Genomic DNA, 24,198 nt, shown 5'->3' on the forward strand with positions numbered 1-24,198 from the left:
CTGATCCGATGCGTGCCGAACACGCCGGCTACGCGTGCGGCGCGGCCATCGGCTTCCTCGGCGACCTGATCGTCGCCGATCCCGAACGCGGCCACCCGGTGGCCGCGTTCGGCCGGGCCGCCGCCGCCGTCGAATCCCGCCTCTGGCGCGACCACCGTGGATACGGCGCGGCGCACGCCGTGCTGTGCGCGGGCGGTGCCGCCGCGGGCGCCGCCCTGCTGGAGCGCGCCGTACGCGGCGGCCCGCGCACCCCGGGCCCCGCCCGCGCCGTGGCCGGCACGGCGCTGACCGCGGCGGCCGTCTGGGCCGTCCTGGGCGGCACCTCGCTCGGCCGGGAGGCGCGCGCCATCGGCGACGCGCTGCTGGCCGGTGACACCGACCTGGCGAGGCGGCGGCTGCCGCACCTGTGCGGACGCGATCCGCAGGCGCTGGACGGGCCGCAGATGGCGCGCGCGGTCGTCGAGTCGGTCGCGGAGAACACCTCGGACGCCGTGGTGGGCGCGCTCGTCTGGGGCGCGCTGGGCGGCGTACCGGGTCTGGTGGCGTTCCGTGCCGTGAACACGCTGGACGCGATGGTGGGCCACAAGTCGCCCCGTTACCTGAAGTTCGGCTGGGCGTCGGCCCGGCTCGACGACGTGGCCGGCTGGCCAGGCTCCCGGCTCACCGCCGCGCTGACGGTGCTCGCCGCACCCGACAGGCGGGCCGCCGCGCGCGCCTGTCGGGCGGACGGCGGTGCGCATCCCAGCCCCAACGCGGGCCCGGTGGAAGCCTCGTTCGCGGGCGCGCTGGGGGTGCGCCTCGGCGGCACGCTGGCGTACGGCGGGCGGGTGGAGCACCGGCCGCAGCTCAACGGCGCGGGCCGGCCGGCCGGGGCCGCCGACATCGCGCGTGCGGTACGGCTCTCCCGCCGGGTGGGTGTGCTGGCGCTGACGACGACGGTCGCCGGGAGGCTGGCCGCGGGCGCGCTGCGCGCCGCGGTCTCCCGGCGCGGAAGGAGAACCGGGTGAACGGGCGGCACACCGCGCGGGGCGGGGCGCTCGGCGGCGGCCTGCTGGTCGCGGGCACGACGTCGGACGCGGGCAAGAGCGTGGTCACGGCGGGGATCTGCCGCTGGCTGGTGCGGCAGGGCGTACGCGTCGCGCCGTTCAAGGCGCAGAACATGTCGCTGAATTCCTTCGTGACCCGCCGGGGCGCGGAGATCGGCAGGGCGCAGGCGATGCAGGCAGCGGCTGCCAGGACGGAGCCGACCGCGCTGATGAACCCGGTGCTGCTCAAGCCGGGCAGCGACCGCAGCAGCCAAGTGGTGCTGCTGGGCAGGCCGGTGGGCGAGATGAGCGCCAAGGGGTACTTCGGCCGCAGCGGGGACCGCGGCGGCGCGGGCACGCCGTACGCGGGCCGGCGCGAGCAGCTGCTCGGCACCGTCACCGACTGCCTCCAGGAGCTGCGGCGCACCCATGACGCGGTGATCTGCGAGGGGGCGGGCAGCCCCGCCGAGATCAATCTGCGGCGTACCGACATCGTCAACATGGGCATCGCGCGGGCCGGGCGGCTGCCGGTCGTGGTGGTCGGCGACATCGACCGCGGCGGGGTGTTCGCCTCGTTCTTCGGCACCACGGCGCTGCTGTCGAGGGAGGACCAGTCGCTGGTCGCCGGGTATCTCGTCAACAAGTTCCGGGGCGATGTGTCGCTGCTGGAGCCGGGGTTGGAGATGCTGCGCACCCTGACGGGGCGGCCGACGCTGGGTGTGCTGCCGTTCGCGCACGGTCTCGGCATCGACGAGGAGGACGGGCTGCGCGTCTCGCTGCGCGGCGCGGTGCGCGAGAGCGTGGTGGCGCCGCCGCACGGCGCCGATGTGCTGCGGATCGCGGTGGCGGCGGTGCCGCTGATGTCGAACTTCACGGACGTGGACGCGCTGGCCGCCGAACCGGGTGTGGTGGTGCGGTTCGTGGACCGCGCCGAGGAGTTGGCCGACGCGGACCTGGTGGTGCTGCCCGGCACCCGTGGCACGGTGCGGGCGCTGGAGTGGCTGCGCGAGCGCGGTCTGGCGGACGCCATCGCCCGGCGGGCCGCCGACGGCCGCCCGGTGCTGGGCATCTGCGGCGGTTTCCAGATGCTCGGCACGCTGATCGACGACGAGGTGGAGTCCAGGGCCGGCACCGTGCCAGGTCTGGGGCTGCTGCCCGTACGGGTGCGGTTCGCCGCCGACAAGACGCTGGCCAGGCCGGCCGGTACGGCGCTCGGCGAGCCCGTGGAGGGGTACGAGATCCACCACGGTGTGGCCGAGGTCGACGGCGGGGAGACGTTCTTCACCGACGCACGGGGGCAGGCTCTGGACGGCTGCCGCGTGGGTGCGGTGTGGGGTACCCACTGGCACGGCTCGCTGGAGAGCGACGCCTTCCGCCGGGAGTTCCTGCGGCGGGTGGCGGCCGACGCGGGCCGGGCGTTCGTACCGGCGCCCGACACCAGCTTCGGCGCGCTGCGGGAGGAACAACTGGACCGGCTCGGCGATCTGATCGAGGAACACGCGGACACGGACGCGCTGCTGCGGCTGATCGAGAAGGGGGTGCCGGAGGGGCTGCCGTTCGTTCCTCCGGGGGCGCCGTGACGTCCCGATCCGTACCGCCCGACCACGCTCCATCCCTCGAACCCACCCTCGAAAGGGGTACCCGTTACATGGCCTCGGTTCCTTACCCGTTCACCGCGGTCGTCGGCCAGGACGACATGCGTCTCGGCCTCGTGCTCAACGCGATCTCGCCGGCCATCGGCGGGGTGCTGGTGCGCGGCGAGAAGGGCACCGCGAAGTCGACGATGGTGCGCGGCCTGACGGCGCTGATGCCAACTGTCGACGTGGTGCCCGGCTGCCGCTTCTCCTGCGCGCCGCTCGCCCCCGACCCCGGCTGCCCGGACGGCCCGCACGAGGCGGGCGCGGGCCAGGACCGTCCGGCCCGGATGGTCGAACTGCCCGTCGGCGCGTCGGAGGACCGGCTGGTGGGGGCACTGGACATCGAGCGGGCGCTGTCGGAAGGGGTCAAGGCGTTCGAGCCAGGACTGCTGGCCGACGCGCACCGCGGCGTCCTCTACGTCGACGAGGTCAACCTGCTCCACGACCACCTCGTGGACCTCCTCCTGGACGCGGCTGCCATGGGCGCCTCGTACGTGGAGCGCGAGGGCGTGTCGGTGCGGCACGCGGCGCGGTTCCTGCTGGTGGGCACCATGAACCCCGAAGAGGGCGAGCTGCGGCCCCAGTTGCTCGACCGTTTCGGTCTCACGGTGGAGGTCGCCGCGTCCCGCGAGCCGGATCTGCGGGTGGACGTCGTCAGGCGACGCCTCGCCTACGACGCCGACCCCGCGGGGTTCGCCGCGCGCTGGGCCGCCGATGAGGACGCGCTGCGCGAACGGATCGTCGCGGCACGGGAGTTGCTGCCGCGGGTGACGCTCGGCGACACCGCGCTCCGGCAGATCGCCGCGACCTGCGCCGCGTTCGAGGTGGACGGGATGCGCGCGGACATCGTCATGGCCAGGACGGCGGCGGCGCTGGCCGCGTGGGCGGGGCGTGATGACGTGCTCGCCGAGGACGTCCGGCAGGCGGCGCTGCTGGCGCTGCCGCACCGCAGGCGCCGTAATCCGTTCGACGCCCCCGGCCTGGACGAGGACAAACTCGACGAGACCCTGGACGAGTTCGGCGGGGCGGACGGCGAGGACGATCCGGAGCCCGAGGGTCCGGACGACGGTCCCGACGGCGGCGGCGACGGTCCCGACGGGGGCGGCCCTGACGGCGGGCCCGACGGCGGCGGACCCGCGCCGCAGGACGACACCGTGCCGGGGCCGCGCGAGCAGGGGCCGCCGTCCCTGCCCGAGCAGGACGGCGGCGCCGCGGACGGTGCTCCGGACGCGCCGCCCGCCGAGCAGCCCGCCGGTGCTCCCCGGGCGCAGCAGGCCGCGGTCGGCGCGGCGGAGCCGTTCAAGACCCGGCGTCTCGACGTGCCGGGTCTGGGTGAGGGCGCGGACGGCCGCAGGTCGCGGGCGCGTACCGCGCGCGGCCGTACGACCGGCTCCCGGCGCCCGCAAGGCGCGCTGGGCAAGCTGCACTTGGCGGCGACCGTGCACGCGGCGGCGCCGCACCAGCGGGCGCGCGGGCGCAGCGGCCGTGGCCTGGTGCTGCGCCGGGACGATCTGCGCGAGGCGGTGCGCGAGGGCCGGGAGGGCAATCTCGTCCTGTTCGTGGTGGACGCCTCAGGTTCGATGGCGGCGCGCAAGCGGATGGGCGCGGTCAAGGGCGCGGTGCTGTCGCTGCTGCTCGACGCGTACCAGCGGCGCGACAAGATCGGCATGATCACCTTCCGTGGCACGGAAGCCGAGCTGGCGCTGCCTCCGACGTCGTCGGTCGAGGCGGGCGCCGCGCGCCTGGAGACGCTGCCGACCGGTGGCCGTACGCCGCTGGCCGAGGGTCTGCTCAAGGCCCACGAGGTGCTGCGCGTGGAGCGGATGCGGGACGCCTCGCGGCGGCCTCTGCTGGTGGTGGTGACCGACGGGCGGGCGACCGGCAAGGGCGGCGGGGCCGCGGGCGGGCCGCTGGAGCGGGCCGCGCGGGCGGGCCGGCTGCTCGGCGCCGACGGCGTCGCGTCGGTGGTCGTGGACTGCGAGGCGGGGCCCGTACGGCTGGGCCTCGCGGGCACGCTGGCGCGGGAGTTGCAGGGCACCGCCGTCACCCTCGACGAGCTGCGCGCGGACAGCGTCTCGGCGCTCGTACGTGAGGTGCAGGGGGGCCGCGGCGGGGAACGCGCGGACGTCGCGGGCGGCAGGTACGCCCGCGGTCAGGCACACACTCAAGGATCCAGGAGGGTCGCGTAATGCCGCAGGGACAGCCGTCCGTCGTACCGAACGACGGGCTCACCACCCGCCAGCGCCGCAACCGCCCGCTGGTCTTCGTCCACACGGGCGTCGGCAAGGGCAAGTCGACCGCCGCTTTCGGTCTCGCGCTGCGGGCCTGGAACCAGGGCTGGCCGGTCGGGGTGTTCCAGTTCGTGAAGTCGGCGAAGTGGAAGGTCGGCGAGGAGCGGGCGCTGAAGGTGCTCGGCGAGACCGGTGAGGGCGGCAGCGTCGCCTGGCACAAGATGGGCGAGGGCTGGTCCTGGGTGCAGCGCGACATCGCGTCCAGCGAGGACGCGGCGCGCGAGGGCTGGGAGCAGGTCAAGCGGGACCTGGCGGCCGAGACGTACAAGCTGCTGGTACTGGACGAGTTCGCGTACCCGATGCACTGGGGCTGGATCGACACCGACGAGGTGGTGTCGGTGCTGCGCGACCGCCCCGGCACCCAGCACGTGGTGATCACCGGGCGCAACGCCCCGCAGCCGCTGGTGGACTTCGCCGATCTGGTGACCGACATGTCGAAGGTGAAGCACCCGATGGACACCGGCCAGAAGGGCCAGCGGGGCATCGAATGGTGACCGTGGCATGAGCGCAGGCACGATCCCCCGGCTGGTGATCGCCGCCCCGGCGTCCGGCGCCGGCAAGACGACGGTGGCCACCGGTCTGATGGCGGCGTTCGCCGAGGCCGGTCTCGCGGTGTCGCCGCACAAGGTGGGGCCCGACTACATCGACCCGGGCTACCACTCGCTGGCGACCGGCCGCCCCGGCCGCAATCTGGACGCCTATCTGTGCGGTACGGACCGGCTCGCGCCGCTGTTCCTGCACGGTGCGCGGGGCGCCGATCTGGCCGTCGTCGAGGGCGTGATGGGGCTGTTCGACGGCGCGTCGGGGATGGGGGAACTCTCCTCGACGGCGCAGGTCGCGAAGGTGCTGCGGGCGCCGGTTGTGCTGGTGGTCGACGCGTCGTCGCAGTCCCGGTCGGTTGCCGCCCTGGTGCACGGCTTCGCGTCCTGGGATCCGCAGGTCAGGCTGGCCGGCGTGATCTTGAACAAGGTCGGCTCGGACCGCCACGAGGCGCTGCTGCGCGAGGCGATGGAGTCGTCGGGGGTGCCGGTCCTGGGGGCGCTGCGCCGCACCGGTGAGGTGCGTACGCCGTCCCGGCACCTGGGCCTGGTGCCGGTCGCCGAGCGGCGTGCCGACGCGCTGGATTCGGTGCGCGAGCTGGCCGCGCGGGTGCGCGCGGGCTGCGACATGGAGGCGCTCCTTGCGCTGGCGCGCGGGGTGCCCGAACTGCCGGACGCGGCGTGGGATCCGGCCGCCGAGGCCGCCGCTGCCGGGGGTACGGCGCCGGCCGGCCGGCGTCCGCTGATCGCCGTCGCGGGCGGCGCCGCCTTCACCTTCTCGTACGCGGAGCACGCCGAGCTGCTGGCCGCCGCGGGCGCCGATGTGGTGCCGTTCGATCCGCTGCGCGACGAGCGGCTCCCGGAGGGCACCGGCGGGCTGGTGATCGGCGGTGGCTTCCCCGAGGTGTACGCGCCGGATCTGTCGGCGAACGCGCCGCTGCGCGCGGCGGTGGCGGCGCTCGCCGCTTCCGGGGCGCCGGTCTCGGCCGAGTGCGCGGGGCTGCTGTACCTCGCCGGGTCGATCGACGGGAAGCCGATGTGCGGGGTGCTGCCCGCCGAGGCGCGGATGTCGGAGCGGCTGACGCTGGGGTACCGGGAGGCGGTGGCGCTGGAGGACAACGCGCTGGCCGCGGCCGGTACCCGGGTGCGCGGCCACGAGTTCCACCGTACGGCCGTCGAGCCGGGCGCCGGCGCGTCCCCCGCGTGGGGGTTCACGCACCCCGAGCGCCGGGTGGAGGGCTTCGTACAGGGCGGGGTGCACGCCTCGTATCTGCATGTGCACTGGGCGGCTTCGCCCTCGCTCGCCACCCGGCTGGTGGCGGGCGCCGCCCGGGGTACCACGGTGGGTGTCCGGTGAGCGGGGCCGCCGGGGCCGCCGCGGTGCTCGATCACCTCGTCCTGGCCACCCCTGATCTGGACCGCACCGTCGCCGCGTTCGCCGGACTGACCGGACTGCGGCCGGTACCGGGCGGCAGCCACCCGGGCCGCGGCACCCGCAACTGCCTGCTCGGTCTCGGCGACGGGGCGTACCTGGAGATCATCGGTCCCGACCGGGAGCAGCCGGCGCCGGCCGGGCCCCGCTGGTTCGGCATCGACGCGCTGTCCGGGCCGTGCCTGGTGACGTGGGCGGCCCGCTGCACGGACATCGCCGCACGGGTGGCGCGCGCCCGCGCGGCGGGCCTGGACGTGGGCGCGCCGGTGGCGATGGACCGGCGGACACCGGACGGCGGGACGCTCGCCTGGCAGCTGACGCCACCGGTCGCGGTCGACCGCCTCACGCCGTTCCTGCTCGACTGGGGTGACACCCCGCACCCGGCCGCCGCGCTCCCCGTGCTGCCGCTTCGCTCGCTGCACGCGACCGCGCCCGACCCCGGCGCCGCGGCGGACCGGCTGGCGGCGCTCGGCGTCCGGTGGCCGGGCGCCCCGTTCGCCGCAGGTACCGCCGGGCTCACCGCCGTGGTGGCCGGCCGGCACGGTGCGGTGCGCCTGGGCCGGGGGATCGCGGCGGTATGAGGGACGCCCCGCCGTCGTTCGGACACGGGCTCTCAGGTCGCGAGGCCGACCACCAGCCAGATGAAGCCGGCTCCGGCGACGGTGCAGGCCAGCGTGGTCAGCGCGGGGTGGTCGTGGTGGGCCTCGGGCAGGATGTCGGCGGTCGCGAGGTAGAGCAGCAGTCCGCCGAAGAACCCGAGGTAGATGCCGAGCCATTGCTCCGGAAGGGTGAACAGCAAGGTGGCGCCCGCACCGGCCAGCGGCGCCACCGCGTCCGCGCCCAGCATCAGCAGCGCCCGTTTCCTGGCGTTCCCGTAGAGGCTGGTGAGCGTGTACGTGTTGAAGCCGTCGGCGAAGTCGTGGGCGATGACGGCGAGCGCCACGGACACCGCCATCTCGTGGCCCGCCTGGTAGGCCAGGCCGATCGCGAAGCCGTCCATGGCGCTGTGCACCACCATCGCGGCGGCGGCGGTGAGCCCGACCTGCGGCACCCGCTGCCCGTCGGCCGGCCGGTGCGAGGTGGCGTGCGGCGGTCCCGCGCCGTGCGCGGCGCCACGGACCGCGAGCAGCCTCTCCAGGGCGTGCGCGGCGAGGTAGCCGAGGACGAAGCAGAGCAGCGCGAGGGGAACGCCGAAGACCTCGGCGCCCGCGGCTTCCAGCGCCTCGGGCAGCAGGTCGAGGCCGACGACACCCAGCATCAGGCCGCCCGCGAGGCCCAGGACGAGGTGCCTGCGGTCGGTGACGTGCTGGGCGACCCAGCCGCCGAACAGCGTCATCACGAACGCGCCCAGCGCGATGACCACCGGCACTGTCCCGCTCCTTTCCCCGCGCCCGCCCCCCACTGTCACCTGCTTACCTACCCACCGCCGCCCCGGCACGTCCTGCGGCCCGTCCGCCGCCGCCTCCAAGGGGCCCGCCGGTGACCGCGGAAGGGGCGGCCCGCGGGCTCTGTGCCGGGGTGGGCGCGGGCCGTGGCGTGCCGGTGTCCGAGGTGGTGGCGCTGGTCCGGGAGACGCTGGCGCGGGCCGGGTGTCCCGTGGGCGCGCTCGTCGCGCTGGCGACGGTGGAGACCAAGACGGCGGAGCCGGGGCTGGCCGGCGCGGCGCGGCTGCTGGGCGTACCGCTGCTGGGATTTCCCGCCGGTGCGCTGGCCGCCGTGCGGGTTCCGGCGCCGCCGTCGGCGACCGCGCTGGCCGCCACCGGGACGCCGAGCGTGGCCGAGGCGGCGGCGCTGCTGGCCGCAGGTCCCGGCGCCGAACTGCTCGTCGGCAAGCGGAAGTCGGCGCCGCCCGGCGGCCCGGCCCGTGCCACCTGCGCCGTCGCGGCACCGGCCGACGGCGACCGTGGTCGGGCGCCGGCCGTCCCCTCGGCTATCGTCATGGCCTCCCCCACCCGGCCCGGCTGCGGACCGGCCCTGCGGACGCGGAACTCGTACCAAGGAGACAGTGTGCCCACCCCTCCCGCTCTGCTCATCGCCGGTCCCGGCACCCGTGACGACGGCGGTGCGCAGGCCCTGCGCACGCTGCTCGACGTCATCGGCGCGCGCCATCCGGAGGTGCCCGTCGCCGGCGGGTTGACCGGTTCCGCGCCGTCCGCGCTGCCGCTCGGCGCCGCCGTCGACGCTCTCGCCGGGCAGGGCGTGACGCGGATCGCCGCGGTGCCGCTGCTGCCCGATGTGTACGGCGGGGTGCCTGCGGCGCTGGCGCGGGCCGCCGGGCGCCACCCGGATCTCGCGTACGTCTGCGGGCAGGACCCGGGCGGCCATCCGCTGCTCCTGGACGCGCTGGAGCGGCAGCTCGACGAGGCGCTGGGCGGCGGCGCGCGGCGGCCGGGCGACCGGGCGCGGACGACGGTGCTGCTGGTCGGCGGCGGTTCCGGCGACCCGTACGCGAACGCCGACGTGGCGCGGATGGCGCGGCTGCTGTGGGAGGGCCGCGGCCTCACGGGTGTGGAGACCGCCTTCCTCACGCACACCGCGCCCGACGTGCCCGCCGGCCTGGACCGCTGCCGGGTGCTGGGCGGTGCGGTGCCGGGTCCTGGGGCGCCGGGCCGGATCGTGGTGCTGCCCGCCTTCCCGCTGTCCTGCGGCGTGGCGGAGCGGCTGCGGCTCCAGGTCGACGGGTGGCAGGCCGCGCATCCGGAGACCACGGTGACCTGCGCGGAGCCGGCCGGTCCCGGTCCCGAGCTGGCCGACGCGCTGGTGCAGCGGTACCGCGAGGTGCTCGCCGCGGGGATACCCGCCGCGGCGCGGGGGCATCGTGTCGGCGCCCGCTGAGCCCGCGCCGCCGCGCGCGCGGGCGGCCCACGAGCCCGATCTGCGGCATCACGGCGACGCCGAAGTGCGGGGCGGCGAGGCCGGGTTGGCCGATCTGGCGGTCAATGTCCGCGCCGGCACTCCCCCGGCGTGGCTGAAGTCCAGGATCGCCGCGTCGCTTGAAGGACTGGCGGCGTATCCCGACGGGACGGCGGCGCGCCGCGCGGTGGCCGGCCGGCACGGTCTGCCCGTGGAGCGGGTGCTGCTGACGTCGGGCGCCGCGGAGGCGTTCGTGCTGCTGGCGCGTGCCGTGCGGGCCCGCAGGCCGGTGGTGGTGCATCCGCAGTTCACCGAGCCCGAGGCGGCGCTGCGGGACGCCGGGCACACCGTGGGCCGGGTGCTGCTCGACGAGCGGGACGGCTTCCGGCTCGACCCGGCCGCGGTGCCCGACGACGCGGATCTGGTCGTCGTCGGCAATCCGACCAATCCGACGTCGGTGCTCCATCCGGCGGGTGTGCTGGGCGCGTTGGCGCGGCCGGGGCGCACGCTGGTGGTCGACGAGGCGTTCATGGACGCGGTGCCCGGGGAACGGGAGTCGCTGGCCGGGCGGACGGACCTGCCGGGTCTCGTGGTGCTGCGCAGCCTCACGAAGACCTGGGGTCTTGCCGGGCTGCGGGTCGGCTATGTGCTGGCGGCGCCGGAGATCCTCGCGGAGCTGGCGCGGGCGCAGCCGTTGTGGCCGGTGTCGTCGCCCGCGTTGGTGGCGGCCGAGGCGTGCTGTGAGCCGGCCGCGCTGGCGGAGGCGGAGGCAGCCGCCGTGCGGATCGCGGCGGACCGGGAGTATCTGCTGGCCCGGCTGGGCGAGTTCGGCCGGATCACCGTGTGCGGGCCTGCCGCAGGACCGTTCGTGCTGATCGGCCTGCCGGACGCGGCGGCGGTGCGGACCGGGCTGCGGGCCCGTGGGTTCGCGGTGCGGCGCGGTGACACGTTCCCCGGTCTGGGCCCCGACTGGCTGCGGCTCGCGGTGCGCGACCGGGCCACGACGGACCGCTTCACGGCCGCACTGGCCGATGTCCTGGACGGGCGGGAGTGAGCCGGGCGGCGCACTGAACTCCTCGCGCACCAACGGGAGTTGACCCCATCGGGGATGTGCGTGTCCCGCCGGGGCCGGGCGGACCACGCTCCGGCCGGCCCCGGCGAGGGTGGGGCGCGCCGGTCCGGCCGGCGCGCCCCGGGCCGTATGCAGGACCGGCGCCCCCACGGCACCGGTCCTGGATACGGGGTCGGTCAGCCGCGGTCGCCCTGCTGGGCCGCGGCCTTGCGCTTGCGGGCGTAGCCGAGCGATCCGGCGCCCGCGACGACCAGCAGCGCGGCGCCGCCCGCGAGGTACAGCGTGGTCGAACTGCTGCCGGTCTCGGCGAGGTTCTTGCCGTCGGATCCGGTCTGGGTGCTCACGTCGGAGCCCTTGCCGCCGCTCGACGCACCGCCGTCCGACTGCCCGCCGGACTGGCCACCGTTCTGGCCGCCGTTCTGGCCGCCCGTCTGCCCCCCGTCCTGACCGCCCGTCTGGCCGCCCGTCTGGCCGCCGTCCTGGCCGCCGGATGCGGAGCCGCCGGTCGTCCCGCCGGTCTCGCCCTCGCCGCCCGGCGTGGTGCAGGTGGCGTCGGCGAGCTGGACGTGGCCGTTCACCTCGGCGACGTTCAGCTTCAGCGGGTTGACGGAGACCTTGAGGTCCAGCGCGGTGGCCGCCGCCGTCGTGGACGTGACGCTCTTCTTCGACAGATCCAGACGGACGTCCCCCACCCCGGGAACCTTGACCTCCGTCGTGCCGCCCGCGGTGAGCGTGACGGTCTTGCCCAGCACCTTCACGGTGCCCAGCACGTTGGATGTGGCGACCGGGCGCTTGCCCGCCTCGCACACGGCACGCGAGGTGACCTTCTCCACCTCGATCAGGGACAGCAGTGGAAGGCCGGGGACGTGCACCTTGGCGTGCGCGAGGTTGCTGTACCCCTCGGCCTTCTTCGCGTCGGCGGTGGCGCGCGCGGTGGCGACGTCTGCGCTGAGCACGCTGAACGGCTTGCCCTGGTCGACGCCGTCCAGGTCGACGCTGAGCGCCGTCTTGTCGGCGTCGGCGGGCGCGTGCACGTCGTTCAGCGCGACGTGCAGCGGGACGTTGACGGCCTTGTTGAGCAGGCCGACGTCCAGGTTGGTGCGCAGGACGGCGGCACCGGACGTGCCGTGGCCATCGGCGGCCTGCGCGGGCGCGGCGCCGAGGAGGAGAACGGGGCCCGCCGTCAGCGCCGTGGCGACGCAGGTGACGGCGAAGCGGCGCGCGGAACGGCGGGCCGCCGGGGCCTCGGAACCGGTCGGCCGCGGGTGTACGGGCATGCCGGACGGGCCGGTGGAGCTGGTGGACACGTGTGTGGAACCCCCACAAGAGAAGTGGAGCCGCCGGCCGCGCCAATGGGGGACATCACGCGTGCCGACGACCTCGACCCACTCATACTGTAGGTACAGAGGGTGAACAGTCAGCCACGAGAGGTGAGTTCATCATTATGAGTGGATTCAGCGCTCGCATTCGAATCCGTTGACACTTCCGACCGCCCGCGCCCCCACCGTTTCACCGCATCAAGGCGCCGCCATTGACGTCGTACGTCGCGCCGGTGACGAACGAGGTGCGGGAGGCGAGGAAGACCGCGACCCTGGCGACCTCTTCGGGGGTGGCGATCCGGCCGAGCGGCACCTGTGCGACGAGTTCCGCGAGCGCCTCGGGGCCGACGGAGCGGACCATCGGCGTATCGATCATCGCGGGCGACACGGCGTTCACCGTGACGCCGTACGGGGCGAGTTCGGCGGCGAAGACGCGGGTGAGCGCGATCAGTCCGGCCTTGGACGAACCGTAGGCGGCGCCGGTCGGGCGGGGTGTCTGGCCCGCGACGGACGCCATGTTGACGATCCGTCCGAAGCCGCGGTCGCGCATCCCGGTGGCGACGTGGCGGGTCAGCAGGAAGGCGCCACGGAGGTTGACCGCGAACACCTCGTCCCACTGTTCCGGCGTGATCTCCCACAGCGAAGTCGTCAGCGGCCGGGCGGCGTTGTTGACCAGCACGTCCACCGGCCGCCAGGCGTCGACGCGTTGGTGTGCGGCCTCGATGGCCGCGGGATCCCCCAGGTCGGCGCGGACCGGGAGGATGCGGTCGCCGCCGGGGTCGAGTGCGGCGGCGAGCGCGCGGTTGGCCTCCTCGTCGATGTCCAGGGCGGCGACGTACGCGCCTTCGGCGTGGAACGCCCGGACGAGGGCGGCGCCCAGCCCCTGGGCGCTGCCGGTGATCAGTACGGTGTGGTCGGCGAGGCCGGTGTCGAGCACGGTGCGGGCCTTTCGTGGCGGTGGAACGGAGTGGGGCGCGGGGTGTCAGTCGGTGCCGAAGAACAAGGGGCGGCCGATCCTGGCCTCGATGCGCAGGTAGCGCCACAGCCGCCCGGCGCCCGCCTCGGTGTCGCGGACGATGCCGCAGACGGCGGAGACGGTGTCCAGGTCGGGCACGTCGGCGAGGATGTACGACGTCCACGGCCAGCCGGTGGCCGCGCCGACCATCAGCTGGTCGTCGTCGAGGGTGCCGAGCACCCGCACGCCGAAGCGTTCGGCGAGGCGGCCGAAGGCGGGCGGGAGGGCGGCGGCGACCGCGGCGCGCTCGTCGTCGTCCGCGGCGAAGAAGTCCTGGGTCACGCCGATGCAGAACAGCGTGCGCAGCGGGGCGCCGGAGACAGGCCCCGCGCCTTCCTGGTCCGCGGGGGCGGGATCATGGGTCGTACCGGGCATCGGTCACCTCGTCGGTTGCGGGCGGGGTGGCCACGGCGGTCGCACGGGCACGCCGTCGCGGCACGCGGAAGACGGCACGCGAAGGTGCCACCCCGGGTGGATAATTAGAGAGTCGTCGAATGGTTCGACGACTCAGGACGCTATCACTCAGTTAGAGAGCTTTCGAAATATGCCCCTGACGGATCCCCCCAGCGCCTCCCCGCCCGCCGACGCCGACCAGCCCGCGACCGGCGCCATCCGGCTCGGCGAGCTGCTCCAGGCGTACAGCGACCCGCTGCGGCAGCGGATCGTGTGCCGGCTGGCCACCGACGGCGAGGCGGGCTGCGGCGACATCGAGCTGCCGGTGACCCGCGCCACCGGCTCGTACCACTTCCGGATCCTGCGGCAGGCCGGCTGGACACACACCCGCAAGATCGGCCGCGAGCGCTACATCTCGCTGCGCGCGGCCGACCTCGAAGCCCGCTTCCCCGGCCTGCTCGACGCGCTGCTGCGGGCGGCGGCGGCCGACCACGCCGCGGCCGGCTGACGTCCACCATCCGAAATCCGTTGTCCCGTACACGGAGACGGCGGTTAGGGTGCGGCCGTGTCCACCGAGCAGACGAACACCTCGAACGAACCCGGCACGTCCGGGCCGCCGCAGCCGACGAACGGCGCTGCCGGGCCCCCGGCGGGCGACGGCACCACGGCCGGTGCGGCGCCGTCCGGCGACCTCCCCTCGTCCGACCGCGCCGCCCGCCGCGCCGTCACGGTCTTCCCGCTGCTGGTGATCGCCGCCGGCGCGGTCGGCCTGCTGTGGCCCTCGCACTTCACCGGCTGGGCGCCCGCGGTGCCCTGGATGCTCGGCGTGGTGATGTTCTCGATGGGTCTGACGCTGACCCTGCCGGACTTCACCGCCGTCGCCAAGCGCCCCTGGGCGGTGGGGCTCGGCCTGGTCGCGCATTACGTGATCATGCCGGGGCTCGGCTGGCTGATCGCGACCGTGCTCGACCTGCCGCCGCAGCTGGCGGCCGGCGTGATCCTGGTCGGCTGTGCGCCCAGCGGCACCGCGTCCAACGTCGTGACGTTCCTGGCCCGCGGCGACGTCGCCCTGTCGGTCTCGGTCGCCACCGTCTCCACCGTGCTGGCCCCGCTCGTCACGCCCCCGCTGACGCTGCTGCTCGCCGGGCAGTTCCTCGACGTGGACGCCGGGGTGATGGTCACCGACATTCTCAAGACGGTGCTGCTGCCCGTCCTGGCCGGGCTGCTGGTGCGGCTCGCGGCGGGCCGCTATGTCGACAAGGTGCTGCGCGCGCTGCCCTGGATCTCCGTCGTCGCCATCGCCGCCATCGTGCTCGCCGTGGTCTCAGGCAGCGCCGCGGCGATCAAGGACGCGGCGGCCCTGGTGGTGGTCGCGGTGGTGCTGCACAACGGTCTCGGTCTTGCGCTCGGCTACGGCGCGGGCAAGCTGGCCAGGCTCGGCCGGCCCGCAAGCCGGGCGATGGCCTTCGAGGTCGGCATGCAGAACTCCGGCCTGGCCGCCTCCCTGGCGACCGCGCACTTCAGCCCGGCCGCCGCGCTGCCCGCCGCGGTGTTCTCGGTGTGGCACAACGTCTCGGGCGCGGTGGTCGCCGCCTGGATGGCCCGCTCCGCGCGGCGCACGTCGTAGGGCGCGCACGGCGACGAGGCCCCGTCCGGTGCTCCGGGCGGGGCCTCGCGGTTTCGGGCCCGCCGTCCGTCAGCCGATCACCCGTCCCCGCAGCACCACCCGGCGCGGCGCGGCCAGCACCCGGACGTCGGCGCGCGGGTCGGTGGCATAGACCACCAGGTCGGCCGGTGCGCCTTCGGTGAGCCCCGGGCGGCCCAGCCAGTCGCGGGCGCCCCAGGTCGTCGCGGAGAGCGCGTCCACCGCGGGGATGCCGGCCTTCATCAGCTCGGCGACCTCCTGGGCCACCAGGCCGTGCGCGAGCGAGCCGCCCGCGTCCGTGCCCGCGTAGATCGGCACCCCGGCGTCGTAGGCGGCACGGACGGTGTCGTAGCGGCGCGCGTGCAGGCGCCGCATGTGGTCGGCCCACCGGGGGAACTTCGCGTCGCCGCCCGCGGCGAGGTCGGGGAAGGTGGCGATGTTGACGAGGGTGGGGACGATCGCCACGCCGCGTTCGGCGAACAGCGGGATGGTGTCATCGGTCAGGCCCGTGGCGTGCTCGATGCAGTCGATGCCCGCCTCGACCAGCGGCGCGAGGGAGTCCTCCGCGAAGCAGTGGGCGGTCACCCGGGCGCCCAGGCGGTGCGCCTCGGCGATGGCAGCCGCGACCGCGCCTGGCGGCCAGCAGGACTCCAGGTCGCCCGTCGAGCGGTCGATCCAGTCGCCGACGAGCTTGACCCAGCCGTCGCCCCTGCGGGCCTCCTGCGCCACGTAGGCGACCAGGTCGTCCGGCTCGATCTCATGGGCGTAGTTGCGGATGTAGCGGCGGGTGCGGGCGATGTGCCGTCCGGCGCGGATGATCCGCGGCAGGTCCTCGCGGTCGTCGATCCAGCGGGTGTCGGACGGGGATCCGGCGTCGCGGATCAGCAGGGTGCCGTTGTCGCGGTCGGTCAGTGCCTGCTTCTCGCTGGTCGCGGCGTCCACCGGACCGTGCGCGTCCAGGCCGACGTGGCAGTGCGCGTCGACGAGGCCGGGCAGCACCCAGCCCTCGACCGTCGTGAAGTCCCGCACACCCCGCGGGCGTTCGTAGCTGACCCGCCCGCCGACGACCCACATCTCGTCGCGTACGTCGTCCGGCCCGGCGAGGACCCGCCCCTTGAGGTGCAGCGTCGCACCTTCACTCTTCGACGTCATGACGGCACTTTATGCGTACGGTCCCGACGGTCCGTCCGGCCCTCTCGCGGCTCGCCACACTCCGGTCATTTCCCGGAAACCGGGATGCCTGCCGCACTTTCCTTCGGAGCCCTTCCGACGGCCGTCACAAGACCTGAAGAACGCCTTCCGATGGCGAATTCCCAATTCTTGAAATGCACAGCTTCCCGTATTCTTCTTCCCGGTTTTCCGGACCTCAAACGCCAAGATTCCGCTAGTGGCAAGTGCCAAAATTCGGACGGATCTCAAGGACGTTACGGACCTGTGACCGACCCCACAGGGTGACCGTTTCGCCCCAGATTTCCGGGGCAAACCGACACATTCGGCCGCCAGCCCGCGCGCTCGGGCGCCCCCGCGCGATAACATGAAGGCATGTGTCCGCGTAACCCCTCCTCGCGATGCAATTTCCTTTTTCCCTGGGTAAATTTAATTCCCATGACCGCCGCACAAGCAGACCATGCACGTGCCCGTAGCGATATCAAGGAATTGCCGGAGGGTTTCAAGCACGACACCCCACGCGTGGAGGACGGAGCCGCGATCTGGCGTATCGCCCGCGACTCGAAGGCACTGGACCTCAACTCCTCCTACAGCTACCTCCTGTGGTGTCGCGACTTCGCCGCCACCTCTGCCGTCGCCCGCGACGCCGAGGGTGAGCCGGCCGCCTTCGTCACCGGCTACGTCCGCCCCGAGCGCCCGGACACGCTCCTCGTCTGGCAGATCGCCGTCGACGACGCGCACCGCGGCCGGGGCCTGGCAGCTGCACTGCTGGACGGGCTGACCACCCGCACCGCGCACGAACTGGGCGTCCGCCGCATAGAAACGACCATCACGCAGGACAACGCCGCGTCCAACCGGCTCTTCGCGTCGTTCGCCGAGCGCCACGGAGCGCCGCACCACCGCGAGGTGCTCTTCGACGCGGGCCGCTTCCCCGAGACCGGCCACGAACCCGAGGTGCTGCACCTCATCGGCCCGTTCGAACCACCGGCCGGCCCCCTGCGCTGACGGATCCGGCGCACGCGGTAACCCCGTACCCGCAGTCGTCCGGCACGTCTCGTGCCGCCGCCGGACACCCTCTTCCCCTCAGTCTTCGTACTCCCTCACGCCACTCATCTCCCTGGAGCATGCTGTGACCATCACCCAGCCCGACCTGAGCGTCTTCGAGACCGTGGAGTCGGAGGTGCGGAGCTACTGCCGCAGCTGGCCGACCGTGTTCGACCGCGCGCAGGGCAGCCGCATGATCGACGAGGACGGCCACACCTACCTCGACTTCTTCGCCGGCGCCGGCTCGCTCAACTACGGCCACAACAACCCGGTGCTCAAGCGCGCCCTGATCGACTACATCGAGCGGGACGGCGTCACCCACGGCCTGGACATGTCCACCACGGCCAAGCGGGCGTTCCTGGAGTCCTTCCAGAACATCGTGCTGCGCCCGCGTGACCTCCCCTACAAGGTCATGTTCCCGGGCCCGACGGGCACCAACGCCGTCGAGGCCGCGCTGAAACTGGCCCGCAAGGTCAAGGGCCGCGAGTCGATCGTGTCCTTCACCAACGCCTTCCACGGCATGTCGCTCGGCTCGCTCGCCGTGACCGGCAACGCCTTCAAGCGCGCCGGCGCCGGCATCCCGCTGGTGCACGGCACCCCGATGCCGTTCGACAACTACCTCGACGGCAAGTACCCGGACTTCCTCTGGTTCGAGCGTCTCCTGGAGGACCAGGGCTCCGGCCTGAACACCCCCGCCGCCGTGATCGTCGAAACGGTCCAGGGCGAGGGCGGCATCAACGTCGCACGACCCGAATGGCTGCGTGCGCTCGCCGATCTCTGCGAGCGCCGCGACATGCTGCTGATCGTCGACGACATCCAGATGGGCTGCGGCCGTACCGGTGCCTTCTTCTCCTTCGAGGAGGCGGGCATCACGCCGGACATCGTCACCGTCTCGAAGTCCATCAGCGGCTATGGCCTGCCGCTCGCGCTGACCCTGTTCAAGCCCGAGCTGGACGTCTGGGAGCCGGGCGAGCACAACGGCACCTTCCGCGGCAACAACCCGGCGTTCGTCACCGCCGCCGCGACGCTGGACACCTACTGGGCCGACGGCCAGATGGAGAAGCAGACTCTCGCCCGCGGTGAGATCGTCGAAGCACACCTGAAGGCCATCGTCGAGGAGCACCCCGAAGCCATCGCCGAGTACCGCGGGCGCGGTCTGGTGTGGGGCCTGGAGTGCACCGACAAGCCGCTCGCCAACAAGATCGCCAAGCGCGCCTTCGACCTGGGTCTGCTGATCGAGACCTCAGGTCCGGAGAGCGAGGTCATCAAGCTGCTGCCGGCACTGACGACCACCCCCGAGGAGCTGGACGAGGGTCTGCGGATCCTCGCCCGCGCCGTCCGCGACTGCGCCTGAGCAGTCCCGAGGCACCACCGCTCCGTATCCGTTTCACAGAAAGGCACCGACTCACCGTGATCGTCCGATCCTTCAAGGACATCGAGGGCACCGACCGCCACGTCAAGGCCGCATCCGGCACGTGGGAGAGCAAGCGCATCGTGCTCGCCAAGGAGCGCGTGGGCTTCTCGCTCCACGAGACCACCCTGTACGCGGGGACCGAGACCTCGATGTGGTACGCGAATCACATCGAAGCCGTGCTCTGCGTGGAGGGCGAGGCCGAGCTCACCAACGACGAGACCGGCGAGAAGCACGTCATCACGCCCGGCACGATGTACCTGCTCGACGGCCACGAGAAGCACACCATGCGGATCAAGAAGGACTTCCGCTGCGTCTGCGTCTTCAACCCGCCGGTCACCGGCCGTGAGGACCACGACGAGAACGGCGTCTACCCGCTGCTCACCGAGCCCGAACCGGAAGCGGTCCGGTAGCCGACAGGCCCTGGACGCCGCCCGTCTGCCCCGTCCGGCAGTGGAGGAAGGCACGCATACGCGCGTAGGACAAGAGCACGTACGAGAGGAGAGGAAGGCAACACCATGACCACCGCACCCGAGCGCACCGCCGACCTGTACCCGACCCGTGGATCCACCGAAGTGATCACTCCGCGGAAGGATCCGGTGGTGTGGTCGCAGCCCGGCACGGCAGGGCCCTTCCAGCCGTCCGAGCTGAGCGACTTCGAACGCGATGGCTTCTTCGCCATCGGGGAACTGCTCACCGCGGAAGAAGTCGCGGTGTACCGCACCGAACTGGACCGGCTCGTCCACGACCCGACGGTGCGCGCGGATCCGCGCTCCATCATCGAGTCGAAGTCGCAGAGCGTCCGGTCGGTGTTCGAGGTGCACAAGATCAGCGAGGTGTTCGCCCGCCTCGTCTCCGATCCGCGCGTGGTCGGCAGGGCACGTCAGCTCCTCGGCTCGGACGTCTACGTCCACCAGTCGCGGATCAACGTGAAGCCCGGCTTCGGTGCCTCCGGCTTCTACTGGCACTCCGATTTCGAGACCTGGCACGCCGAGGACGGTCTGGCGAACATGCGCACGGTCTCGGTCTCGATCGCACTCACCGAGAACTACGACACCAACGGCGGCTTGATGATCATGCCTGGCTCGCACCGGCACTTCGTGGGGTGCGAGGGCGAGACGCCGAAGGACAACTACAAGCGGTCGCTCCAGATGCAGGACGCGGGCATCCCGTCGGACGAGGTCCTGACGAAGATGGCCGACAAGCACGGCATCCGGCTGTTCACCGGAGCGGCCGGCTCGGCGACCTGGTTCGACTGCAACGCGATGCACGGCAGCGGTGACAACATCACGCCGTATCCCCGCAGCAACGTCTTCATCGTCTTCAACAGCGTGGAGAACACCGCGGTGGAGCCGTTCGCGGCGCCGGTGAGGCGTCCCGAGTTCATCGGTGCCCGTGAGTTCACACCGGTGAGATAGTTTCCCGGCGCCGGCCCGGCCGGCACATGCGGGTGGCGAGGCCGCCGCGCGGAGAAATCCGTGCGGCGGCCTCGCCGTGTGCGACGACGAGAGGTGAGGAAGTGCTGATGGGTGCCGACCGGTTGCCGGGGATCGTGCTGAGGGACCACGTCCAGGAGGTGCCGCTGGACCACGACGCCCCGGACGGCGAACGGATCGCGGTCTACGGGCGCGAGGTGGTGGCCGCCGGCCGGGAGCGGGAGGAACTGCCCTGGCTCGTGTATCTCCAGGGCGGTCCAGGCTGCCCCGCGCCGCGCCCGCTGGGCCGGGAATCCTGGCTGGCCAGAGCGCTGGACGACTACCGCGTGCTGCTGCTCGACCAGCGCGGTACCGGCCGCTCGGCGCCCGCCAACCGGCAGACACTCCCGCTGCGCGGCGGTCCCGACGCCCAGGCCGCCTACCTGGCGCACTTCCGTGCCGACGCGATCGTGCGGGACGCCGAACACTTCCGCGGGCGACTGGCCGGTGACGGCACCCCCTGGAGCGTGCTGGGGCAGAGCTTCGGCGGCTTCTGCACCGTCGCGTATCTCTCGCGGGCGCCCGAGGGGTTGCGCGAGGCGTATGTGACCGGCGGGCTGCCGGGGATCGACGCGAGCGCCGACGACGTCTACCGCGCGGCCTATCCGCGGGTCGCCCGCAAGAACGCCGCGCACTACGCGCGCTATCCGCAGGACGTGGCCGCGGTGCGCGCGATCGCGGAGCACCTGTGCGCACACGAGGTGCGGCTGCCGGGCGGCGGGACGCTGACCCCCGAGGCGTTCCAGGCGCTCGGCCTGATGCTGGGCAGCGGCAACGGGTCGCACGTCCTGCACCATCTCGTCGCCGACGCCTGGGTGCAGGGCACGGCCGGGCGGGAGCTGGGCGACGCGTTCCTGGAGGCCGTGCAGGGTCATCTGTCGTACGCCGCGACGCCGTTGTTCACCGTGCTGCACGAGGCGATCTACGGACAGCGTTCGGTGGATCGGGGGCCGACCGGGTGGGCGGCGCAGCGGGTGCGTGACGGGCTCACCGAGCACCCGGAGTTCGCCGTGCGCACGGCGCTCGACGGCACCGGGCCGCTGTATTTCACCGGCGAGATGATGTACCCGTGGATGTTCGACACCGACCCGGCGCTGCGTCCGCTGAAGGAGACCGCGCAGGCGCTCGCGGAGCGGACGGACTGGCCGGACCTGTACGACGCGGGGCGGCTGGCCGCCAATGAGGTGCCGGCCGCCGCCGCGGTCTACTTCGACGACATGTACGTCGACACCGCGCAGTCGCTGCGGACCGCCGAACGGATCCGTGGCCTGCGGGTGTGGGTGACCAACGAGTGGGAGCACGACGGCCTGCGGGTGAGCGAGGGCGCGGTGCTCGACCGGCTGATCAGGACGGTGCGCGGGGAGGTGTGAGCCCCGGGCGGCGGCGGTCCGGGCCGCGCGGGTCCTGGGCTCAGCCGCCGCCGAGCAGGTCGAGCAGCAGGTCCACGTCGTCGTCGGAGTTGTAGAGGTGGAAGGCGGCGCGCAGCAGTCCGTCGCGCACGGAGACGCGGACGCCCGCGTCGGCCAGGCGGTCCGCGGCGCCGGCGATGCCGGGGGCGCAGACGATCGCCGAGCCGGGGGCGGGGCAGGGGGTGATGCCGCGGGCGAGCAGCCCTTCGCGGTACCGGGCGGCCAGGGCGGTGTTGTGCGCGTGCACCGCCGGTACCCCGATCTCGCCGAGCAGGCCGAGTGACTGCGCGGCGCCCGTGTAGGCGTAGTTGGCGTGCGCCTCGTCGAAACGCCGTGCGGTGGCGGGGAGTTCGGTGACCGGTCCGTAGCAGGACTCGCCCGGGTCCTCGCCCGCGGCCCAGCCCGCGTGCAGCGCGTCGGGCCACGCCGCGCGCTCGCCGCCGAAGACCATGAAGGCCGTGCCGCGCGGGCACAGCAGCCACTTGTACCCGCCGCAGGCGACGTAGTCGAAGTCGGCGGCGCGCAACGGCAGCCACCCCGCGGCCTGGGTGATGTCGAGGTAGGTGCGCGCGCCGGCCGCCCGCGCGGCGTCCCGTACGGCGTCCATGTCGGCGATCCTGCCGTCGCGTGACTGCACGGCGCTGAAGGCGACCAGCGCCGTGCCGGGGCGGACCGCGTCGGCCAGGTCACCCAGGGGCACGGTGCGGAGCGTGATGCCGGGGCGGGCGGCGAACGGGTTGACCAGGGAGCTGAAGTCCCCTTCGGGGGCCAGGACTTCGGAGCCGGGCGGGAGGGTGGAGGCGAGGAAGGCGGACTGCACCGCCACCGAGCTGCCGATCGCCACCCGGTCGGCAGGTACCCCCAGCAGCCGGGCGAAGGCCGCCCTGGCTTCGGCCGACGAGCCGAAGTAGTCGCGGCCCATGCTGCCGTGCGAGAGGGACTCGTCGAGTGCCGCGCGCACGGCGCTGACGGCGCGCAGCGGAAGCAGGCCGCTGGACGCGGAGTTGAGGTAGCAGATCTCGGGCGCGAACTCGGCCCCGCCGAGTGACTCGTGTCGCTGCATGGACCCACTCTGCGGGACGGGCCGCCGCACGTCCACGGCAGGTGGCGGCCACCGGCCCGCGCGTTTCCTTGTTCCCGCAGGTCACAAGGGGTTCGGCGGGCCGGTATCGGCTCACTTCCCGGGGACGGCGCACCCGTCGTCGCCGCAGACATCCGCCGACGCGTCCGGCAGGATCTGCACGGGGCGCTCCGCGTGGGCCCGCTCCAGGGCCTGCCGGAAGACCTCGGCCGGCTGGCCGCCCGAGATGCCGTAGCGGCGGTCGATGACGAAGAACGGGACGCCGGACGCGCCCAGTTCGGACGCCTCGCGCTCGTCGGCGCGCACCGCGTCCGCGTAGGCCGTCGGGTCGGCCAGCACCCGGGCGCTCTCCTCGGCCGGCACTCCGGCCGCGGTGGCGAGCGCGGTGAGGACCTCCGAGTCGTCGAGCGGGCGGGCCTCCGCGAAATTGGCGTGGTAGAGCGCGCCGATGAGAGCGTCCTGGACGCCGTGTTCCTTGGCGAGGTGCAGCAGGCGGTGCAGGTCGAAGGTGTTGCCGTGCAGCCGGTCCGAGCGGTAGCCGAGGCCCTCGCCCGCCGCCGCTTCGGCCACCCTGGCCTCCATCGCCTCGGCCTGCTCGCGGCTCACGCCGTACTTGGTGGCGAGCATGTCGAGGACGGGGACGCCGGAGGACGCCGGGGCGTTCGGGTCCAGCTCGAAGGAGCGGTGCACGACCTCGACGTCGTCGCGGTGCGCGAAGCCGGCCAGACCGGACGCGAAGCGGGCCTTGCCTATGTAGCACCAGGGGCAGGCGATGTCGGACCAGATTTCGACGCGCATGGGGTGACTTTCCTCGTACGGGGGATGGTCACGGGACAACCCGGGCGGGCGGCGGGGTATTCCCCGGGGTGTCCGGCGGGTGCGGCGTCTCATCGGCGGGCGGGGTCACCGGCAGGGTCAGGGTGAGGTGGGTGGCGTCGGGGGCCGGCCTGCGGGCCGGGTCGGGGCGCCAGCCGAGTGCCGCGTAGAAGGTGCGGGCGCGGTGGTTGTGCCAGACCACGTCCAGAGAGGCGACGGCGCAGCCCGCGGTGTGCCAGGCGCGGTGGCAGGCGGTGTGCAGGGCGCCGCCTATGCCGGTGCCCCAGTGGGCGGGGTCGACCTGGAGCTGGTGGAGGGTGACGGTGCCGGGGGCGGTGCCCGTGGCATACCAGGCGGCGCCGAGCACCCGGCCGTGCCGCTCGGCGCACAGCGCCCGCGCGTCGCCGTCCGTCAGGGCGCGGTTCCAGGAGGCGCGGGTCCTGGCCCGCTCGGCCGGTTCGTCGAAGGGCACGCCGGGGAACCGCAGCCGGTCGTGGGCGGCGCGGGCCCTGGCGTGCAGGGCGGCGATCTGCTCCAGGTCGGCGGGGGCGGCCCCACGAACCGTCAGCACGTG

Annotated in this window: 23 protein-coding genes; 15 read left to right on the top strand and 8 right to left on the bottom strand. The window is 73.7% G+C overall.

The window, feature by feature from the left end:
- Positions 1-8 precede the first annotated feature (8 nt).
- The 6 genes from ACGFNI_RS00285 to ACGFNI_RS00310 all read left to right on the top strand — a co-directional run bounded on the left by ACGFNI_RS00285 (position 9) and on the right by ACGFNI_RS00310 (position 7,505).
- Positions 9-1,007 (top strand): cobalamin biosynthesis protein, encoded by a 999-nt coding sequence (locus ACGFNI_RS00285; protein ID WP_393679149.1) that lies wholly within the window; start codon positions 9-11, stop codon positions 1,005-1,007.
- The gene (locus ACGFNI_RS00290; RefSeq protein WP_393679150.1) at positions 1,004-2,605 is read left to right on the top strand and encodes a cobyric acid synthase; all 1,602 of its coding nucleotides are present in this window, start codon (positions 1,004-1,006) and stop codon (positions 2,603-2,605) included. Before ACGFNI_RS00285 ends, ACGFNI_RS00290 begins: the two co-directional genes overlap by 4 nt.
- Before the next feature lie 68 nt (positions 2,606-2,673).
- Positions 2,674-4,851 carry a putative cobaltochelatase gene (locus ACGFNI_RS00295; protein WP_393679152.1) on the top strand — a complete coding sequence of 726 codons (2,178 nt, stop codon included), beginning with the start codon at positions 2,674-2,676 and terminating at the stop codon, positions 4,849-4,851.
- Positions 4,851-5,447: a cob(I)yrinic acid a,c-diamide adenosyltransferase gene (gene cobO, locus ACGFNI_RS00300; protein ID WP_393679154.1), complete on the top strand. Its 597-nt coding sequence runs from the start codon at positions 4,851-4,853 to the stop codon at positions 5,445-5,447. The genes ACGFNI_RS00295 and cobO overlap by 1 nt, the downstream gene beginning before the upstream one ends.
- Before the next feature lie 7 nt (positions 5,448-5,454).
- Positions 5,455-6,849, top strand: coding sequence for a cobyrinate a,c-diamide synthase (locus ACGFNI_RS00305; RefSeq protein ID WP_393679156.1), 1,395 nt, complete (start codon positions 5,455-5,457; stop codon positions 6,847-6,849).
- Positions 6,846-7,505, top strand: a complete 660-nt coding sequence (locus ACGFNI_RS00310) for a VOC family protein (protein ID WP_393679158.1) — start codon at positions 6,846-6,848, stop codon at positions 7,503-7,505. Before ACGFNI_RS00305 ends, ACGFNI_RS00310 begins: the two co-directional genes overlap by 4 nt.
- Before the next feature lie 32 nt (positions 7,506-7,537).
- On the opposite strand, the gene ACGFNI_RS00315 is transcribed toward ACGFNI_RS00310, so the two are convergent.
- Positions 7,538-8,293, bottom strand: a complete 756-nt coding sequence (locus ACGFNI_RS00315; RefSeq protein ID WP_393679160.1) for a ZIP family metal transporter — start codon at positions 8,291-8,293, stop codon at positions 7,538-7,540.
- Between the two features lie 110 nt (positions 8,294-8,403).
- On the opposite strand from ACGFNI_RS00315, the gene ACGFNI_RS00320 reads away from it, so the two are divergent.
- Both ACGFNI_RS00320 and cobC read left to right on the top strand, forming a co-directional pair.
- Entirely contained in the window at positions 8,404-9,759 is a 1,356-nt protein-coding gene (locus ACGFNI_RS00320) for a cobalamin biosynthesis protein (RefSeq protein ID WP_393679162.1), read from the top strand.
- The gene (gene cobC / locus ACGFNI_RS00325; protein ID WP_393679164.1) at positions 9,743-10,831 is read left to right on the top strand and encodes an Rv2231c family pyridoxal phosphate-dependent protein CobC; all 1,089 of its coding nucleotides are present in this window, start codon (positions 9,743-9,745) and stop codon (positions 10,829-10,831) included. The genes ACGFNI_RS00320 and cobC overlap by 17 nt, the downstream gene beginning before the upstream one ends.
- A 194-nt stretch (positions 10,832-11,025) precedes the next feature.
- Here the strand turns inward: cobC and ACGFNI_RS00330 are convergent, their stop codons facing one another.
- The 3 genes from ACGFNI_RS00330 to ACGFNI_RS00340 all read right to left on the bottom strand — a co-directional run bounded on the left by ACGFNI_RS00330 (position 11,026) and on the right by ACGFNI_RS00340 (position 13,558).
- Positions 11,026-12,156 (bottom strand): SCO1860 family LAETG-anchored protein, encoded by a 1,131-nt coding sequence (locus ACGFNI_RS00330; protein ID WP_393679166.1) that lies wholly within the window; start codon positions 12,154-12,156, stop codon positions 11,026-11,028.
- 202 nt (positions 12,157-12,358) lie between these two features.
- Complete coding sequence (locus ACGFNI_RS00335; RefSeq protein WP_393679168.1) at positions 12,359-13,105, bottom strand: SDR family NAD(P)-dependent oxidoreductase; 747 nt, start codon at positions 13,103-13,105, stop codon at positions 12,359-12,361.
- Between the two features lie 45 nt (positions 13,106-13,150).
- Entirely contained in the window at positions 13,151-13,558 is a 408-nt protein-coding gene (locus tag ACGFNI_RS00340; RefSeq protein WP_393679170.1) for a hypothetical protein, read from the bottom strand.
- A 169-nt stretch (positions 13,559-13,727) separates the two neighbouring features.
- Between ACGFNI_RS00340 and ACGFNI_RS00345 the strand changes: the two genes are divergently transcribed.
- Positions 13,728-14,084: an ArsR/SmtB family transcription factor gene (locus tag ACGFNI_RS00345; protein ID WP_393679172.1), complete on the top strand. Its 357-nt coding sequence runs from the start codon at positions 13,728-13,730 to the stop codon at positions 14,082-14,084.
- Between the two features lie 57 nt (positions 14,085-14,141).
- Positions 14,142-15,203, top strand: coding sequence for a bile acid:sodium symporter family protein (locus tag ACGFNI_RS00350; protein WP_393679175.1), 1,062 nt, complete (start codon positions 14,142-14,144; stop codon positions 15,201-15,203).
- Positions 15,204-15,272: 69 nt separating this feature from the next.
- On the opposite strand, the gene ACGFNI_RS00355 is transcribed toward ACGFNI_RS00350, so the two are convergent.
- Positions 15,273-16,373: an amidohydrolase family protein gene (locus tag ACGFNI_RS00355; protein ID WP_393679177.1), complete on the bottom strand. Its 1,101-nt coding sequence runs from the start codon at positions 16,371-16,373 to the stop codon at positions 15,273-15,275.
- Between the two features lie 453 nt (positions 16,374-16,826).
- Here ACGFNI_RS00355 and ectA point away from each other — a divergent pair, with 453 nt between their 5' ends.
- The 5 genes from ectA (at position 16,827) to ACGFNI_RS00380 (ending at position 21,688) form a co-directional block, all read left to right on the top strand.
- A complete protein-coding gene (gene ectA / locus ACGFNI_RS00360) occupies positions 16,827-17,393 on the top strand; it encodes a diaminobutyrate acetyltransferase (protein ID WP_393679178.1) in 567 nt (188 codons plus the stop codon).
- A gap of 124 nt (positions 17,394-17,517) precedes the next feature.
- Positions 17,518-18,786 (top strand): diaminobutyrate--2-oxoglutarate transaminase, encoded by a 1,269-nt coding sequence (gene ectB / locus ACGFNI_RS00365; protein ID WP_393679179.1) that lies wholly within the window; start codon positions 17,518-17,520, stop codon positions 18,784-18,786.
- Between the two features lie 56 nt (positions 18,787-18,842).
- Positions 18,843-19,256: an ectoine synthase gene (locus ACGFNI_RS00370; protein ID WP_227045804.1), complete on the top strand. Its 414-nt coding sequence runs from the start codon at positions 18,843-18,845 to the stop codon at positions 19,254-19,256.
- A 105-nt stretch (positions 19,257-19,361) separates the two neighbouring features.
- On the top strand, positions 19,362-20,261 hold the full coding sequence (thpD, locus tag ACGFNI_RS00375) for an ectoine hydroxylase (RefSeq protein WP_393679181.1): 900 nt from the start codon (positions 19,362-19,364) through the stop codon (positions 20,259-20,261).
- Between the two features lie 107 nt (positions 20,262-20,368).
- Positions 20,369-21,688 (top strand): alpha/beta fold hydrolase, encoded by a 1,320-nt coding sequence (locus tag ACGFNI_RS00380; RefSeq protein ID WP_393679183.1) that lies wholly within the window; start codon positions 20,369-20,371, stop codon positions 21,686-21,688.
- Positions 21,689-21,728: 40 nt separating this feature from the next.
- On the opposite strand, the gene ACGFNI_RS00385 is transcribed toward ACGFNI_RS00380, so the two are convergent.
- The 3 genes from ACGFNI_RS00385 to ACGFNI_RS00395 all read right to left on the bottom strand — a co-directional run bounded on the left by ACGFNI_RS00385 (position 21,729) and on the right by ACGFNI_RS00395 (position 24,195).
- Positions 21,729-22,790 carry an aminotransferase class V-fold PLP-dependent enzyme gene (locus ACGFNI_RS00385; protein ID WP_393679185.1) on the bottom strand — a complete coding sequence of 354 codons (1,062 nt, stop codon included), beginning with the start codon at positions 22,788-22,790 and terminating at the stop codon, positions 21,729-21,731.
- Positions 22,791-22,901: 111 nt separating this feature from the next.
- Positions 22,902-23,606 (bottom strand): DsbA family oxidoreductase, encoded by a 705-nt coding sequence (locus ACGFNI_RS00390; RefSeq protein ID WP_393679187.1) that lies wholly within the window; start codon positions 23,604-23,606, stop codon positions 22,902-22,904.
- A 28-nt stretch (positions 23,607-23,634) separates the two neighbouring features.
- The gene (locus tag ACGFNI_RS00395; protein ID WP_393679189.1) at positions 23,635-24,195 is read right to left on the bottom strand and encodes a GNAT family N-acetyltransferase; all 561 of its coding nucleotides are present in this window, start codon (positions 24,193-24,195) and stop codon (positions 23,635-23,637) included.
- Between the last annotated feature and the right edge of the window lie 3 nt (positions 24,196-24,198).

Origin of the sequence: Streptomyces sp. NPDC048644 (assembly GCF_043199105.1) — a bacterium.
Taxonomy (GTDB): domain Bacteria; phylum Actinomycetota; class Actinomycetes; order Streptomycetales; family Streptomycetaceae; genus Streptomyces.

Excerpts from the sequence above, each read along its gene's own strand:
- ACGFNI_RS00285 (WP_393679149.1), top strand. The coding sequence starts at position 9 with ATGCGTGCCGAACACGCCGGCTACGCGTGCGGCGCGGCCATCGGCTTC.
- ACGFNI_RS00295 (WP_393679152.1), top strand. The coding sequence starts at position 2,674 with ATGGCCTCGGTTCCTTACCCGTTCACCGCGGTCGTCGGCCAGGACGAC.
- cobO (WP_393679154.1), top strand. The coding sequence starts at position 4,851 with ATGCCGCAGGGACAGCCGTCCGTCGTACCGAACGACGGGCTCACCACC.
- ACGFNI_RS00305 (WP_393679156.1), top strand. The coding sequence starts at position 5,455 with ATGAGCGCAGGCACGATCCCCCGGCTGGTGATCGCCGCCCCGGCGTCC.
- ACGFNI_RS00340 (WP_393679170.1), bottom strand. The coding sequence starts at position 13,558 with ATGCCCGGTACGACCCATGATCCCGCCCCCGCGGACCAGGAAGGCGCG.
- ACGFNI_RS00345 (WP_393679172.1), top strand. The coding sequence starts at position 13,728 with ATGCCCCTGACGGATCCCCCCAGCGCCTCCCCGCCCGCCGACGCCGAC.
- ACGFNI_RS00355 (WP_393679177.1), bottom strand. The coding sequence starts at position 16,373 with ATGACGTCGAAGAGTGAAGGTGCGACGCTGCACCTCAAGGGGCGGGTC.
- ectA (WP_393679178.1), top strand. The coding sequence starts at position 16,827 with ATGACCGCCGCACAAGCAGACCATGCACGTGCCCGTAGCGATATCAAG.
- thpD (WP_393679181.1), top strand. The coding sequence starts at position 19,362 with ATGACCACCGCACCCGAGCGCACCGCCGACCTGTACCCGACCCGTGGA.
- ACGFNI_RS00380 (WP_393679183.1), top strand. The coding sequence starts at position 20,369 with ATGGGTGCCGACCGGTTGCCGGGGATCGTGCTGAGGGACCACGTCCAG.
- ACGFNI_RS00385 (WP_393679185.1), bottom strand. The coding sequence starts at position 22,790 with ATGCAGCGACACGAGTCACTCGGCGGGGCCGAGTTCGCGCCCGAGATC.
- ACGFNI_RS00390 (WP_393679187.1), bottom strand. The coding sequence starts at position 23,606 with ATGCGCGTCGAAATCTGGTCCGACATCGCCTGCCCCTGGTGCTACATA.